This is a genomic window from Sphingomonas sp. GW821-FHT09E03 (genome assembly GCF_059416225.1).
This window is the reverse complement of sequence record NZ_JBWKOS010000001.1, coordinates 515,529-530,462: the sequence shown is the minus strand read 5'-3', so window position 1 is coordinate 530,462 and position 14,934 is coordinate 515,529. Positions and strand designations below refer to the sequence as shown.

Annotated in this window: 15 protein-coding genes; 10 read left to right on the top strand and 5 right to left on the bottom strand. The window is 69.4% G+C overall.

Annotation, left to right across the window (positions count from 1 at the left end; all coding sequences use genetic code 11):
• The first annotated feature begins 38 nt into the window (after positions 1-38).
• The 4 genes from AC07M8_RS02860 (at position 39) to AC07M8_RS02845 (ending at position 3,929) form a co-directional block, all read left to right on the top strand.
• The gene (locus AC07M8_RS02860) at positions 39-1,163 is read left to right on the top strand and encodes a DUF3089 domain-containing protein (RefSeq protein ID WP_495172898.1); all 1,125 of its coding nucleotides are present in this window, start codon (positions 39-41) and stop codon (positions 1,161-1,163) included.
• The gene (ruvX, locus tag AC07M8_RS02855) at positions 1,160-1,621 is read left to right on the top strand and encodes a Holliday junction resolvase RuvX (RefSeq protein WP_495172897.1); all 462 of its coding nucleotides are present in this window, start codon (positions 1,160-1,162) and stop codon (positions 1,619-1,621) included. Before AC07M8_RS02860 ends, ruvX begins: the two co-directional genes overlap by 4 nt.
• Before the next feature lie 110 nt (positions 1,622-1,731).
• Positions 1,732-2,715: an aspartate carbamoyltransferase catalytic subunit gene (locus AC07M8_RS02850; RefSeq protein WP_495172896.1), complete on the top strand. Its 984-nt coding sequence runs from the start codon at positions 1,732-1,734 to the stop codon at positions 2,713-2,715.
• The gene (locus tag AC07M8_RS02845; protein ID WP_495172895.1) at positions 2,712-3,929 is read left to right on the top strand and encodes a dihydroorotase; all 1,218 of its coding nucleotides are present in this window, start codon (positions 2,712-2,714) and stop codon (positions 3,927-3,929) included. The genes AC07M8_RS02850 and AC07M8_RS02845 overlap by 4 nt, the downstream gene beginning before the upstream one ends.
• Positions 3,930-4,036: 107 nt before the next feature.
• Here the strand turns inward: AC07M8_RS02845 and AC07M8_RS02840 are convergent, their stop codons facing one another.
• From AC07M8_RS02840 to AC07M8_RS02830, 3 genes are read right to left on the bottom strand one after another with little or no spacing between them, the layout of a single operon-like run.
• Positions 4,037-5,350 carry an SPOR domain-containing protein gene (locus tag AC07M8_RS02840; RefSeq protein WP_495172894.1) on the bottom strand — a complete coding sequence of 438 codons (1,314 nt, stop codon included), beginning with the start codon at positions 5,348-5,350 and terminating at the stop codon, positions 4,037-4,039.
• Between the two features lie 10 nt (positions 5,351-5,360).
• Positions 5,361-5,960, bottom strand: a complete 600-nt coding sequence (locus AC07M8_RS02835; RefSeq protein WP_495172893.1) for a hypothetical protein — start codon at positions 5,958-5,960, stop codon at positions 5,361-5,363.
• Between the two features lie 2 nt (positions 5,961-5,962).
• Positions 5,963-6,679 (bottom strand): AAA family ATPase, encoded by a 717-nt coding sequence (locus tag AC07M8_RS02830; protein ID WP_267396895.1) that lies wholly within the window; start codon positions 6,677-6,679, stop codon positions 5,963-5,965.
• Positions 6,680-6,851: 172 nt separating this feature from the next.
• Between AC07M8_RS02830 and AC07M8_RS02825 the strand changes: the two genes are divergently transcribed.
• Positions 6,852-7,898 (top strand): SPOR domain-containing protein, encoded by a 1,047-nt coding sequence (locus AC07M8_RS02825; RefSeq protein ID WP_495172892.1) that lies wholly within the window; start codon positions 6,852-6,854, stop codon positions 7,896-7,898.
• Between the two features lie 67 nt (positions 7,899-7,965).
• Here the strand turns inward: AC07M8_RS02825 and serB are convergent, their stop codons facing one another.
• Complete coding sequence (serB, locus tag AC07M8_RS02820) at positions 7,966-8,844, bottom strand: phosphoserine phosphatase SerB (RefSeq protein ID WP_495173134.1); 879 nt, start codon at positions 8,842-8,844, stop codon at positions 7,966-7,968.
• 10 nt (positions 8,845-8,854) lie between these two features.
• Between serB and miaA the strand changes: the two genes are divergently transcribed.
• The 5 genes from miaA to AC07M8_RS02795 all read left to right on the top strand — a co-directional run bounded on the left by miaA (position 8,855) and on the right by AC07M8_RS02795 (position 14,238).
• Positions 8,855-9,760 (top strand): tRNA (adenosine(37)-N6)-dimethylallyltransferase MiaA, encoded by a 906-nt coding sequence (miaA, locus tag AC07M8_RS02815; protein ID WP_495172891.1) that lies wholly within the window; start codon positions 8,855-8,857, stop codon positions 9,758-9,760.
• 80 nt (positions 9,761-9,840) lie between these two features.
• A complete protein-coding gene (locus tag AC07M8_RS02810; RefSeq protein ID WP_495172890.1) occupies positions 9,841-11,586 on the top strand; it encodes an acetolactate synthase 3 large subunit in 1,746 nt (581 codons plus the stop codon).
• Positions 11,587-11,675: 89 nt separating this feature from the next.
• Entirely contained in the window at positions 11,676-12,191 is a 516-nt protein-coding gene (gene ilvN, locus AC07M8_RS02805) for an acetolactate synthase small subunit (protein ID WP_495172889.1), read from the top strand.
• Positions 12,192-12,352: 161 nt separating this feature from the next.
• Complete coding sequence (gene ilvC / locus AC07M8_RS02800) at positions 12,353-13,372, top strand: ketol-acid reductoisomerase (RefSeq protein ID WP_267396890.1); 1,020 nt, start codon at positions 12,353-12,355, stop codon at positions 13,370-13,372.
• A gap of 242 nt (positions 13,373-13,614) precedes the next feature.
• Positions 13,615-14,238, top strand: coding sequence for a YceI family protein (locus tag AC07M8_RS02795; RefSeq protein WP_495172888.1), 624 nt, complete (start codon positions 13,615-13,617; stop codon positions 14,236-14,238).
• A 49-nt stretch (positions 14,239-14,287) separates the two neighbouring features.
• On the opposite strand, the gene AC07M8_RS02790 is transcribed toward AC07M8_RS02795, so the two are convergent.
• Complete coding sequence (locus AC07M8_RS02790) at positions 14,288-14,683, bottom strand: BLUF domain-containing protein (RefSeq protein WP_495172887.1); 396 nt, start codon at positions 14,681-14,683, stop codon at positions 14,288-14,290.
• Between the last annotated feature and the right edge of the window lie 251 nt (positions 14,684-14,934).

The following is a 14,934-nucleotide window of genomic DNA, read 5'->3' as shown; positions in this document are numbered from 1 at the left end:
GTTGCCTCGCGCAGCGGCCTCGTCCACATGATCGGGCGATGGCCCGGCGTTTTCTCTACGTGATCGCGTTGCTGATCGTGCTCGTGATCGGTGGCGCGCTCGCCTATCGACTGTATGGTCCGCAGCTCATGCGGATGGCACTGGTGCCAAGCGAGGCGTTCCGCCCGCAGCCGGGCGTCGCCTCGGCCGCCTATGACGACCCTAGGATGTGGATCGCCCGTCCCGATATCGCCAACAACCCCGCCCGCTGGACGCCGCCGGGCTACCAGCCGGCGGCCAAGCCGGTCGCGGCGGTGTTCTTCATCCACCCGACCTCGTACATCGGCCGCGACCATTGGAACGCCGCGCTCGACGATGCCGAGACCAACGCACGCGCCGCGATCTTCCTGCGCGGCCAGGCGAGCGCGTTCAACGAGGCCGGCGACATCTGGTCGCCGCGCTACCGGCAGGCGACGTTCGGCGCATTCCTGACCAGCGTCGCCGACGCCAATCGCGCGCTCGATCTCGCTTATGGCGACGTCTCGGCGGCGTTCGACGCCTTCCTGCGCGAGATCGGCCCCACCCGCCCGATCATCCTTGCCGGCCACAGCCAGGGCGCGCTCCACCTCACCCGGCTGCTGCGCGAGAAGGTGGCGGGCACGCCGCTCGCCCGGCGGATCGTCGCCGCTTATGTGGTCGGCTGGCCGGTATCCGCCGCGACTGATCTCGCCGCGCTCGGCCTGCCCGCCTGCACCGCGCCCGACCAGCCGGGCTGCCTGCTGTCATGGGAGAGTTTCGCCGAACCCGCCGATCCGTCGCTGATCGTCGATACCTACAACCAGACCCGCGGCTTCGACGGTCGCCCGCGCAAGCACACGGCGATGGTCTGCACCAACCCGTTGACCGGCAGCGCCGGCGCGGCGGCGCCGGCCACCGCCAATCTCGGCACGCTCTACCCGTCCGCCGATCTCGCCACCGCGACGATCCGGCCGGGCACGGTGCCGGCACGGTGCGATTCCCGCGGGCTGCTGCTGATCGGCGCCGCGCCCGATCTCGGCAATTACGTGCTGCCGGGTAACAACTACCACGTCTACGACTACAGCCTGTTCTGGGCGAACGTGCGCGCCGATGCGGGCCGCCGGCTGGCGGCGTTCACCGCTGCGGCGCCGAGGAAAAGACGATGATCACCACCGACCTTGCCGCCTTTCGCGCGGTGCTGCCCGCCGGCGGCCGCCTGATCGGGCTCGATGTCGGCTCCAAGACGATCGGCACCGCGCTGTGCGACGCCGGCTGGAGCTTCGCCAGCCCTGCCGAGCTTGTCCGTCGCAGCAAGTTCACCAAGGACAAGGCGGCGCTGGTCGCGCTGATCGCCGCGCAGCATGTCAAAGGTCTCGTCATCGGCCTGCCGATCAATCTCGACGGTAGCGAAAGCCCGCGCAGCCAGTCGACCCGCGCCTTCGCGCGCAACCTGCTCGATCTTGGCCTGCCGATGCTGCTGTGGGACGAGCGCTGGTCCACGGTGGCGGTGGAGCGGTTCATGATCGAACAGGACATGAGCCGCGCCAAGCGCGCCGAGCGGATCGACAACCTCGCCGCCGCGCACATCCTGCAAGGGGCGATCGACGGGCTGGTGGCGGCCTAGTCACACCTGCCTGTTCGTCACCCCAGCGTCCGCTGGCGTGACACTTCGGTTGGCCGCCCCGTCACGGCGCAGTTGCGTCGCCGCCCGCCCGGCAGTAGGCGAGCGCTTTAATGACAGCCTCGGACCACCGCCCCGCTTCCCTGATTCAGGGTGGCGCCGTTTTCCCGCACCGGCATCTCACCGGGATCGACGGACTCCAACCGCATGAGATCGCCTTCCTACTCGACGAGGCGGAGGGCTGGATCGGCGCCAACCGGACCCATGCCGCGCCCGACAAGCGGCTCGCGGGCCTCACCCAGATCAACGCCTTCTTCGAGAATTCGACGCGGACGCTGCTGAGCTTCGAGATCGCCGGCAAGCGCCTGGGCGCCGACGTCGTCAACATGCACGCCGCGACCTCGAGCGTGAAGAAGGGCGAGACGCTGATCGATACCGCGCAGACGCTCAACGCGATGCGCGCCGACGTGATCGTGATCCGCCACATGTCGTCGGGCGCGGTGCGGCTGATCGCGGGCAAGGTCGATTGCCCGGTGCTCAACGCCGGTGACGGCCGCCATGAGCATCCCACCCAGGCGCTGCTCGACGCGCTCACCATCCGCCGCCGCAAGGGCAGCATCGCCGGCCAGCGCGTGGTGATCTGCGGCGACGTGCTCCACAGCCGCGTTGCCCGCTCCAACATCCTCGCGCTTACCGCGCTCGCCGCAGAGGTCCGCGTCTGCGCGCCCTCGACGCTGATGCCCGCCGCGATCGAGCGGATGGGGGTGACGCCGTTCACCAACTTCGACGAGGCGCTGGTCGGCGCCGACGTGGTGATGATGCTGCGCGTCCAGAACGAGCGGATGGCCGGTGGCTATATTCCTTCCAGCCGCGAATACCGGCTGCGCTACGGCCTCACGCCCGAGCGGCTCGCCAAGCTTCCCAACGCGCTGGTGATGCACCCCGGGCCGATGAACCGCGGTGTCGAGATCGATTCGTCGGTGGCCGACGGGCCGCAGTCCGCGATCACCGAGCAGGTCGAGATGGGCGTCGCGGTGCGCATGGCGTGCCTCGACGTGCTGACCCGACGAGCCCGCGGCGTGGAGGGCTGGGCATGATCCGCGCCTTCGTCAACGCCACGCTGGTCTGCCCGGTCGCCGGCGTTCGCCCCGGCAGCCTGCTCGTCAAGGACGGCGTCGTCGTCGCGGCGGGAACGATCGACCTGCCGTCGGAAGCCGAGGTGATCGACTGCGGCGGCAAGACGCTGGCGCCGGGGATCATCGATTGCGGCGTGGCGAAGATCGACCGCGCCGCGTTCCGCGCCGGCGGCATCGTCCGTGTCGCGCTGATGCCCGATGGCTCGCCGGTGCTCGACGATCCCGGCATCGTCCAGCGCGCCGCGCTGATCGGCAAGCCCGATCTGTGGATCCACCCGATTGCCGCGGCGACCCGGGGGCTCGAGGGCAAGGACATGGCCGAGATGGCGGTCTGCGCCTCGGCGGGTGCCAAGGCGGTCGGCACCGGCAAGCATTGGATCGCCGATTCGGGGGTGATGGCGCGCGTGCTCGCTTATGCCCGCGATCTCGATATCGCGGTGATCAGCCATGCCGAGGACGGCGGGCTCACCGCCGGCGCGGTCGCGACCGATGGCGAGACCGCGACCCGGCTCGGCCTGCCCTCCGCGCCCGCGATCGCCGAGGCGCTCGCGATCGCGCGCGATGTGATGCTCGCCGAGCAGACCGGCGCCCGCCTGCACCTGCGTCAAGTGACCACCGCGGCCGGTTTTGACCTCGTTCGCGCCGCCAAGCGCCGCGGCATCCGCGTCACCTGCGGCATCACCCCCGCCCACCTCCACCTCTCCGAGATCGCCGTCAGCGATTTCCGCACCTTCGCGCATTTGTCGCCGCCATTGCGTGCCGAGAGCGATCGCCAGGCGGCGGTGGCGGCAATCGCCGACGGCACCATCGACGTGCTCGCCTCCGGCCATGATCCGCGCGGGCCCGAGGAGAAGCGCCTGCCCTTCGCCGATTCGACCGCCGGCATGGCCGGCGCCGAGACGCTGCTGCCGCTCGCGCTGATGCTGGTCCGTGACGGCCGGCTGACGCTCGACCGCCTGTTCGCGCTGCTGGCGGCCAATCCCGCCAGGCTGCTCGGGCTCGATGCGGGCACGCTCGAGCCGGGCAAGCCGGCCGACCTGTTGTTGTTCGATCAGGCGGCACCATGGCAGATCGTCGGCGAGGCGTTCCGCGCCTCGGCAGGGAACACGCCGTTCGATGGTTTGCCGGTGCAGGGCAAGGTGCTCAGGCTGTGGAAGGCCGGGCGGGAGATCTAGCGCGAGGCCTCCAGTACCACATGCTGATGTACTCCCTCCAACGAGACAGCGCCGCCGAGGTCTCCCCCGACGGCGCTTCCATCCCTCTCCACGGTAGATCGTAAACCTTAGCGGGCGGCGACCTGCAGCGGTGCCTTGACCCATTGCGCCATCTGGTCGCCGGCCTGGCGGCGGACGAAGCAGGCGCCGCCGGACGCGCGATAGGCGCGGCACAGGCGGTCGGCGTCGGTGCGGGCGAAGCCGCTCACCGACAGGCGATAGACGGCGCCGTCGCGCGACATGAAGCGGGTGCCGGTGGGCTGATGCCCGGCGAGCTGCCCGAAGCGCTTGGTTGCACGATCCCAACCGTCCTTGGCGACGCCGGCGTTGGCGAAGGCGCCGATCTGGACGACCCAGTCGCCCCGCGCTGCCGCCGTCGCGACGGGTGCGGAAACGGGCGCCATCCGCGGCCGCACGGCGGCCATCACTGCCGGACGCGACGGCCGAACCATCATGGTCGGCAGCGGCTGGACTACGGGGCTGGAGGGCGCGAATACGATCTTGGCGAGCATCGGCGGTGCGGCAGGTGCCGCCTCGGCGAGCTGCGGTGCCGCCACGGCAGCGGGCGCGGTGGACGCGGCCGCTGCCGGCTGATCGACCACCGCCAACACCGCCTTGTCGGCGGCAGCCGGCGCGTTGAGCGCCAGCGCCACCGGCTGGCCGCTGTCGGCCGCCGGGGTAACACCGAGCAGCGTCGCGACCTGGTCCGATGCGCCCTTGGGCTGCGCGAACGCCGCCCATTGCTGCAGCCGCGCGTCGACGTCGGCGGCGGACATGTCGGCGGCGGCGACCACGCGGGCGCCGGTCCAGTTGCCCGCCAGCGCGAGGCTGAGCGCGAGGTTCTGGCGGACCTTGGCGTCCGCACCCGGGCTCCGCGCGGCCTGGTTGAGCAACTGCACCGCGGCGGTGGGATCACCGGCGAGCGCCAGCGCGAGCCCACGGTCACTGACCGGAATGGTCGCGGCATGGGCGTCCAGCGTCTGGCGTGCCTGCGTCCAATCACCGAGCGCGACCTCGGCGAGCGCGAGGTTGAGCGCGGCGCGGCCGTCGTCGGGCGTCAGTTCGAGCACGTCGGTGAACGCGGTCCGCGCCGAGGCGAAACGCCCGGCCTTCAGATAGCCATGAGCGAGCAGCAGGCGATAGCCGACGTCGCGCGGGCTGAGCTCGACGGCCGATTCGGCGTAATGGATCACCGCCTGGTCATCCTGGCGCGCCATCGCCTTGCGCGCCTTGTCGGCCTGGCGCGCGGCCTGCTTGGCGGCGGTGGTGGTGTTGCGATTGCTGGCGGAGGCGATGCCGCTGCCTTGGGCGGTGCAGCCCATCATGGTGCCTCCGAACACCAAAGCTGACAGGCCGAGCGAGAAGATCATGCGCGTCTTCATCGAATATTCCTCACTTCGCCGATTTGCGTGGGGCAGCGGCGCGGGGCAGCTGCGAGACCAGCGCCTCGACCTCGGGGATCGCGCCGAGCAGCGCATCCAGTCCCTGGGTCACCAGATCCTGAGCCGAGCGGTTGGTGATCGCGGTGGCGATCCGCAGCCGCAGGTGGCGATCGGCATCCACGCGCAGGGTGAAGGCAGCCTTGCCGGCATGCTGGGTTTCGCGCCGCAGCCGCGCCGCGGTCGGCAGCGATACTGACTTGACCGCGGCGGGCGCCTCGACCTTCGCTTTCAGCGCCTCGCGCTCGACCAGCACGGTCGGGATCGGTTCGTTGGTGGCGTCCGGCACTGCTGCCAGTACCGGCGCTGCCGGTTCGGCCGCGACCACCGGCGCGAGCGCCTCGGGTGCCGGCGCGTCAGCGGCCACGGGCTGGACGATCGGCTCGCCAGCCGCGTCGCGGCCACCCATGTCGTTCCAGCCGAGATCGTCGAGCCCCTGGGTCACCCCGCCGAAGCCGCCGAACCCCTGGGGGCGCATCGCCGGGCGCGCCTGGCCCTTGCGCGCGAGCAGACCCGACGACAGCGAGCCCATCGGTTTGGACGAACCGAACATGCTCACCCTCCCACCACGCGGCGGCCGAAGCCGCCGGCCTGCGGGCGCTGGCCGAAGCCGGCGCCGACGGTGGGCACGCTGAACACGGTGCGGCGGAAGTTCTTTTCGAGGCGATCGGCGATATAGCCCCACAAGGCTGCGACCTCGGCGGCCGACTTGCCCTTGGGATCGCATTCCATCACGGTGCGGCCGTCGATCATCGAGGCCGCGAAATCGGTGCGCTGGTGGAGCGTGATCGGCGCGACGGTGCCATGTTGCGACAGCGCCACCGCGGCATCGGAGGTGATCCGCGCCTTGGGGGTTGCGGCATTGACGACGAAGATCAGCGGCTTGCCGGCGCGCTCGCACAGGTCGACGGTGGCACCGACGGCGCGCAGGTCGTGCGGGCTAGGGCGGGTCGGCACCACCACCAGCTCGGCGACGTTGATCACGCTCTGGATCGCCATGGTGATCGCCGGCGGCGTATCGATCATCGCCAGCTTGAAGCCCTGCTGGCGCAGCACCTCGAGATCGGCGGCGAGCCGCGCCACGGTGGTCTGGGCGAAGGCGGGATATTCCGCGGTGCGCTCGTTCCACCAGTCCGCCAGGCTGCCCTGCGGATCGATGTCGATCAGCACGACCGGGCCGTGGCCCGCCATCTGTGCCTGCACGGCGAGATGCCCGGACAGGGTCGTCTTGCCCGATCCACCTTTTTGCGATGCCATCGCGAGAACGCGCATAAGGCCCCTTAACCCCCACTATCTGGCACCATGACTGCCATGTCGGGGCTAATTTGGGGTTAACGGCCCCACAGGTGCGGGGCGGTGACGCGAAGGATCGCGTCGCCGCCGGGCTTTGCATCGGGGCCGCGCCGGGGCATGATGACCTGAAGCAGTAAACAGGATGGAAACGATGCGGTTGATCGGGCGGGTCGCGGGCACGGCGATGATGGCGGGCGCGGCGCTGACGATGGCAGGGCTGGCGGCGGTTCCGGCCGGTGCGCAGAACGTCAAGGCCGGGGTGGATGCCTGGGCCAAGGGTGACTTCAAGGCGGCGGTGGACCAGTGGCGCGGCCCCGCGGTGGCGGGCGATGCCGATGCACAGTTCAACCTCGGCCAGGCGTATAAGCTCGGTCGCGGCGTGCCGCTCGATCTCGCGCTCGCCGAAAGCTGGTTCCACAAGGCGGCGCTGCAGGGCCATTACCAGGCCGAGGACAATTACGGCCTGGCGCTGTTCCAGGGCGGCAAGAAGGCTGAGGCGCTGCCGTGGCTGGAGAAATCGGTCGCGCGGGGTGAGCCGCGCGGCGAGCTGGTGCTCGGCACCATGTTGTTCAACGGCGACGGCGTGGCGCGCGATTACCCGCGCGCCTATGCGCTGATGACCCTCGCCCAGCAGGCGGGGCTGAAATCGGCATCGGAGACGCTGGCGCAGATGGACCAATATATCACGCCCGCCGATCGCGAGCGCGGCGTCGCCCTGGCCCAGCAGCTGGCGGCGCGCCCACGCCCAGTGGCGCAGGCCGCTGGCGGCAATGTCGGCGAGGCCCGGGTGCTCCCGGCGCAGCGCCCCGGCGGCCCGGAGCGGCTGCCGCCGAGCCACGGCCCGGCCCGCGTGCCGGCGCCGATCGTCGCCGCCAAGCCGACGCCGAAGCCGACGCCAAAGCCGACCCCGGCACCCGTCGCCGTAACGGCGCATGCTGCACCGGCGCCCAAGCCTGCCGCGCCGGCGCCCGAGCGCGCCGCGGGCGGCGGCTGGAAGATCCAGCTCGGCGCGTTCAGCAGCCAGGCCAATGCGCAGAGCCAATGGGCGCAGGTGCGTGGTCGGCTTGCCGGTGCCCAGCCCTCCTATCCGCATGCCGGCAGCGTCGTTCGGCTCCAGGCCGGCGGTTATCCCAACAAGGCAGCGGCGCAGCGCGCCTGCGCCGCGAGCAAGGTCGCCTGCGTGGTCGTCGCGCCCTGATCCGGGGTTCGGTCATCCCGGACGCAGGGTGGGATGACCACGCCATGGCGGCCGGCGTGACGCGGGCCTAGCTGGCCCATTCGGCGCGGGTGTAGCCCTGCGCATAGAGCAGCGTCGTCAGGTCGCCATGATCCACCCGCGCGGCCGCCGCCGCCGCGACCACCGGCTTGGCGTGGTACGCCACCCCCAGCCCGGCGCGTTCGATCATCGCCAGGTCATTGGCGCCATCCCCCACCGCGAGGCTCAGCAGCGGATCGATGCCCTGCGCTGTGATCGTCGCCAGCAGCGTGTCGAGCTTGGTCGCGGCGCCGACGATCGGCTTGGCGACGGTGCCGGTGAGCTTGCCGTCCTCAATCAGCAGCCGATTGGCGATCGCCCGGTCGAAGCCGATCTCGGCGGCGACCGGCTCGGCGAAGCGGGTGAAGCCGCCCGACACCAGCACCGCGTGGCCGCCGTTCGCGCGCATCGTCCGCACCAGTTCGCGCGCGCCGGGCATGATCGCCACCCGCTCGCGCAGGCATTGTGCGATCACTGCCTCGTCCAGTCCGGCGAGCAGCGCCACCCGCGCATCGAGCGCCCCTTCGAAATCCAGCTCGCCGCGCATCGCGCGCTCGGTGATCGCCGCCACCTCGGGCTTGATCCCGGCGTAATCGGCAAGCTCGTCGATGCATTCCACCGTGATCATCGTCGAATCCATGTCCGCGACCAGCAGTGCCTTGCGGCGACCGAGCGAGGGCTGGACGATCACGTCCATGCCCGCCACCGCGCCCTCCAGCGCCGCCCGCGCGGCGGCGGGATCGAGCGCGAACAACAGGTCGGCCGCCTTGCCCTCGTCGAGCCACGCCGCGCTGCCCGGCGCACAGCCCGCCGCGGTGAGTCGATCGGCGGCGGCGGAAAGATCCCCTGCGGCCAGTGATTCTGCTGCTATCAGCGTTGCCGTGAACAAGGGTCCCTCCATGCCAAGGGTCGCGCTCATCGCAGGGCCGACCGCCAGCGGCAAGTCCGCCGCCGCGCTGCAGCTTGCCGCCGACCATGACGGCGTCGTGATCAACGCCGATGCGAGCCAGGTCTATGCCGACTTGCAGCTGCTCAGCGCCCGCCCCTCGGCCGACGAGGAAGCGCGCGTGCCCCACCGCCTGTTCGGCCATGTCGATGGCGCCGACGGCGGCTATTCCGCCGCGCGCTGGGCGGGCGAGGCGCGCGACGCGATTGATGACGCGCATGCGGCGGGCAAGCTGCCGATCCTGGTCGGCGGCACCGGGCTGTACCTGCGCACGCTGATCGACGGCATCGCGCCGGTGCCCGCGATCGATCCCGCGGTCCGCGCCGACGTCCGCGCATTGCCCGTCGCCGATGCGCATCGCCTGCTTGCCGCCGAGGACCCGGCTGCCGCGGCACGGCTCGCGCCGGCGGATACCACCCGCGTCGCCCGTGCGCTCGAGGTGGTGCGGGCGACCGGCCGGCCGCTCGCTGCCTGGCAGACAGAGCGGCTCGGCGGGATCGGCGCGCGTATACGCCTCGCCGCGGCGATCCTGCTCCCGCCGCGCGACCGGCTGATGGCACGGATCGACGGCCGCTGCGCCACGATGATCGAGGGCGGCGCACTCGACGAGGTCGCCCGGCTGGTGGCGCGGACCGACGTGCCCGTCGATGCGCCGATCCGCCGCGCGATCGGCGTCGCACCGCTCGCCGACCACCTCGCGGGCAACCTGTCTCGCGCCGAGGCGCTCGCCCGGCTGCAGCTCGACACCCGCCGCTATGCCAAGCGGCAATTCACCTGGTTTCGCAATCAACCACCCGAACAATGGATCAGAACGACCGAAAGTTGCGAATTAACATCGGCTATTGAAAGCTTGTTATAGTCAGCTGGGTTGACGCGCACTTTATTAACCGCTAGCCGCCGCTTCCGCAAACAGCGTATACACCATCGGGGACGACGAACGTGGCAGAAAAAAGCGGAGCTGACATCCTGGTCGAGGCGCTGTGCGATCTCGGCGTGGAAGTCGTGTTCGGCTATCCGGGCGGTGCCGTCCTGCCGATCTACGATGCGATGTTCCGGTCGGGGCGGCTGAAGCACATCCTGGTCCGCCACGAGCAGGCGGCGACCCATGCCGCCGAGGGCTATGCCCGCTCCACCGGCAAGCCGGGCGTCGTGCTCGTCACCTCGGGCCCGGGCGCGACCAACGCCGTCACCGGGATCACCGACGCGCTGCTCGATTCGATCCCGATGGTGGTGATCACCGGCCAGGTGCCGACCGCGCTGATCGGCACCGATGCCTTTCAGGAGGCGGACACCGTCGGCATCACCCGCCACTGTTCCAAGCACAATTACCTGGTCAAGGACCCGGCGAAGCTCGGCGACGTCATCCATGAGGCGTTCCACATCGCCACCTCGGGTCGCCCCGGACCGGTGGTGGTCGACATTCCCAAGGACGTCCAGGTCGCCTCGGCGCGCTACGTCAGGCCGGGGCCGATCCAGCACAAGACCTATCGCCCGCAGGTCAAGGCGCCGCAGACCCAGATCGAGCAGCTCGTCGACATGATCGCCGCCGCCGAGCGGCCGATCTTCTACACCGGCGGCGGCATCATCAATGCGGGGCCGGCGGCGAGCCAGCTGCTGCGCGAGATGGTTCGCCTCACCGGCGTGCCCGTCACCTCGACGCTGATGGGCCTCGGCGCCTATCCGGCGAGCGGCGAGCAATGGCTGGGCATGCTCGGCATGCACGGCACCTATGAGGCCAATATGGCGATGAACCAGGCCGATCTGGTGGTCGCGATCGGCAGCCGGTTCGACGATCGCGTCACCGGCCGGCTCGACGCGTTCAGCCCCAACAGCCGCAAGGTCCATATCGATATCGATCGGTCGAGCGTGAACAAGAACGTCCGCGTCGACCTCGCGATCATCGCCGATGCCGGCCACGCGCTCGAAGACATGGTGCGGATCTGGAAGAGCCGCCAGCACCCCAAGCCCGACACCGTCGACTGGCAGCGGCGGATCGCCGGCTGGCGCGCGGTGAAGAGCCTCGACTTCCCGGAATCGGCGACCGAGATCATGCCCCAGCGCGCCGTCCGTGCGCTGTGGGAGGCGATCCATGCCCGCTCGCCGATCATCACCACCGAGGTCGGCCAGCACCAGATGTGGGCCGCCCAGCATTTCGGCTTCGAAGGGCCCAACAAGTGGCTCACCAGCGGCGGGCTCGGCACCATGGGCTATGGCCTGCCCGCCGCGATCGGCGCGCAGCTCGGCAACCCCAAGGCGCTGGTGATCGACATCGCCGGCGAGGCCAGCATCCAGATGAACATCCAGGAGCTCGCCACCGCCACGCAATACCGCCTGCCGGTCAAGGTGTTCATCCTCAACAACGAATATATGGGCATGGTGCGCCAGTGGCAGGAGCTGACCTATTCGTCGCGCTACGCGGAAAGCTACAGCGAGAGCCTGCCGGACTTCGTGCGATTGTCCGAAGCCTATGGCTGGAAGGGCATCCGCATCAAGGCGCCGGGCGATCTGGACAATGGCATCCAGGCGATGCTCGATCATGACGGCCCGGTGATGGTCGATTGCCGGGTGGCGAAGCTCGCCAACTGCTTCCCGATGATCCCGAGCGGCGCGGCGCATACCGACATGATTCTCCAGGCGAACGAGGTGTCGGGCGAGATGGACGACGAGGCCAAGGCGCTGGTGTAGCCGCCACCCCGGCGCCGCCCGGGATCGCAGGCCGCAGGCGCACGCTCATCTAACAGGGAGACCCCGGCTGTCGCCGGGGTGACGATCTAGTGCACATCAAGACCGAAACCACCGAGCGCCACACGCTCGCCGTCGTCGTCGACAACGAGCCGGGCATCCTCGCCCGCATCGCCGGCCTGTTCACCGCCCGTGGCTACAATATCGAGAGCCTGACGGTGTCCGAGATCACCGAGGACAAGGCGGTGAGCCGGATCACCATCGTCACCACGGCCTCGCCGCCGGTGATGGAGCAGATCATCGCCCAGCTCGACCGGCTGGTGCCGGTGCATTCGGTGACCGACCTCACCGCGCAGGGCGCGCATGTCGAGCGCGAGCTGGCGCTGGTCAAGGTGCGCGGCACCGGCGACCACCGGATCGAGGCGCTGCGCCTCGCCGACGTCTACCGCGCCCGCGTCGTCGACGCGACCATCGAGAGCTTCGTGTTCGAGGTGACCGGCGGCCGCGAGAAGATCGACAAGTTCATCGAGCTGATGGCGGAGGTCGGCCTGATCGAGGTCGCCCGCACCGGCATCGTCGCCATCGCCCGCGGGCGCGAAGCGGCGTAAGCTTACAGCATCCGCTCTCCTTCTTCGTCACCCTGAACTTGTTTCAGGGTCCATGGCCCAGCCCTCGCCGCCCGATGCGCGGCACCCAATGGGCCATGGATGCTGAAACGAGTTCAGCATGACGACATGCCATCGAAGATCTCATCGAAAGGACCTTTCCCATGCGTGTCTATTACGATCGCGACGCCGATCTCAACCTGATCACCGACAAGAAGATCGCCATCGTCGGCTATGGCAGCCAGGGCCATGCCCACGCCCAGAACCTGCGCGACAGCGGCGTCAAGGATGTCGCGATCGCGCTGCGCGAGGGATCGGCCACGGCCAAGAAGGCGATCGACGCCGGCTTTGCGGTCAAGTCGAACAAGGAAGCCGCGGCCTGGGCCGACATTGTCATGATCCTCGCACCCGACGAGCATCAGGCCGCGATCTACGCCGCCGACCTCCACGACCATATGAAGCAGGGCGCCGCGCTCGCCTTTGCCCATGGCCTCAACGTCCACTTCGGGCTGATCGAGCCGCGCGCCGATCTAGACGTGATCATGATCGCGCCCAAGGGGCCCGGCCATACCGTCCGCTCCGAATATGTCCGCGGCGGCGGCGTACCCTGCCTGATCGCGATCGACCAGGACAAGAGCGGCAACGCCCATGATGTCGCGCTGGCCTATGCCTCGGGCGTCGGCGGTGGCCGGTCAGGCATCATCGAGACCAACTTCCGCGAGGAATGCGAGACCGATCTGTTCGGCGAGCAGGCGGTGCTGTGCGGCGGCATCACCCACCTCATCCAGGCGGGGTTCGAGACGCTGGTCGAGGCCGGCTATGCGCCCGAGATGGCCTATTTCGAATGCCTGCACGAGACCAAGCTGATCGTCGACCTGCTCTATGAGGGCGGCATCGCCAACATGCGCTATTCGATCTCCAACACCGCCGAATACGGCGACATCACCACCGGCCCGCGGATCATCACCGCCGAGACCAAGGCCGAGATGAAGCGCGTCCTCGCCGACATTCAGGGTGGCCGCTTCGTCAAGAACTTCGTGCTCGACAACCGCGCCGGCCAGCCCGAGCTCAAGGCCGCCCGCAAGGCCGCCGCGGCGCATCCGATCGAGAAGATCGGCAGCGAGCTGCGCGCGATGATGCCGTGGATCGGTGCCAACAAGCTGGTCGACAAGGACAAGAACTAAGGGCTTCTCCCCCTCTCCGTCATCCTGAACTTGTTTCAGCATCCATTACCTCCGCCGTCCAGTCGGCAGGCGCTGGCTATGGCTGCTGAACCGAGTTCAGCATGATGGAGAAGGGCTCGTCGTTCGGCGGCACCCGCTTCGGTCATCACCCCCGAAACGATCCGTTGCCGCGGCGGGGGTTTGACCGCACCCAGGCAACGCTCCACCATGGGCTATCACCACTCCGTCGAAAGACCGACCCTATGCGCTACGCCCTCGCCGCTGCCCTTGCCGCCACCCTCGCGGTGCCCGCCGTCGCCCAGATCATCCCCTCGACCGCAAGCCAGCCCGGCGCCGCGACCGCGTCGCGGATCACCGCGGGCACCTATGCCGTCGATCCGGCGCACACCCAGGTGGCGTGGGAAGTGAACCACATGGGCTTCTCGATCCTCGAAGGCCTGTTCGGCCCGTCGACCGGCACGATCACCATCGATCCCGCCAAGCCCGCCGCGACCAAGGTCGACGTCACCTTCGACATGACCAAGCCCGGCGTCAGCTTCCCGCTGTTCGCCGAGCATCTGCAGTCGACCAACTTCTTTGATGCGGCCAAGTATCCGACCGCGCATTTCGTCTCGACCAGCGTCACGCCCCACGCCGGCAACAAGGCGACGATCGTCGGCAACCTGACGATCAAGGACCAGACCAAGCCGGTGACTCTCGAGGCAACCTTCGTCGGCGCAGGGACCAACCCGATGAACAAGCAGCTGAACTTCGGCTTCAGCGCCACGGGTGCGATCAAGCGCAGCGATTTCGGCGTCGGCGCCTATGCGCCGGTCGTCTCGGACGAGGTGAAGCTGCACATCCACGCCGCCTTCGCCGCCAAGTAACCATCGGGTCGCGCGGCGCCCCCGGGGGCCGCGCGACGTGCCGTGCCGGTCAGGCGGCGCGGCGCACCTTGGCGAAGTTCTCGAAGGTCGCGCGTACCGATGGGCTGGCACCCGCCGCCAGCGTCACCACCCGCTCGAATGCCGCATCGGCGGTATCCGCGGGCGCGTTATAGGCCATCGCCCAGTCGCCGAACTCGCGCTGCTCGACAATGCGGTCCGACAGCACCACCACCGCCCGGTGCCGCCCGTCCTTCATGATCCGCGCGAACGTTGCCTCGACCTGGGCCTCGTCACCCTCCAGTGCCTGGAGGAAGCGCTTGCCATCGAAGAACAACAGTCCGGTCACGCAGGCGCGCGCGTTGTTGCGCCGCGAGGCCGCGAGGATGGCCGCCGGATCGACGCTCACCTGCGGGTGGACGCTGCTGATATAGACGAGTTGCCGCATGGTGCATTTCCGACCTAGGTTAGTGGGACAGCATCGGGTCCCTTCTTCCTCTAGCCGGCACCTGGTTAATCAACGGTAATGCACACGGTCATGAGATGGCTGGACAAGCCCCGAGTGCTGCGTCAGAACCCCCGCCGTGACCCGCACTCTCCGCCTGACGCTTCGACTTACGCGCCCTTAGGGGCTGCCGCGCGGCGAGGCCGCGCCTGCCCCTGAGGGGTTACTCGAACATATCAGCGACCCGTGTGGGG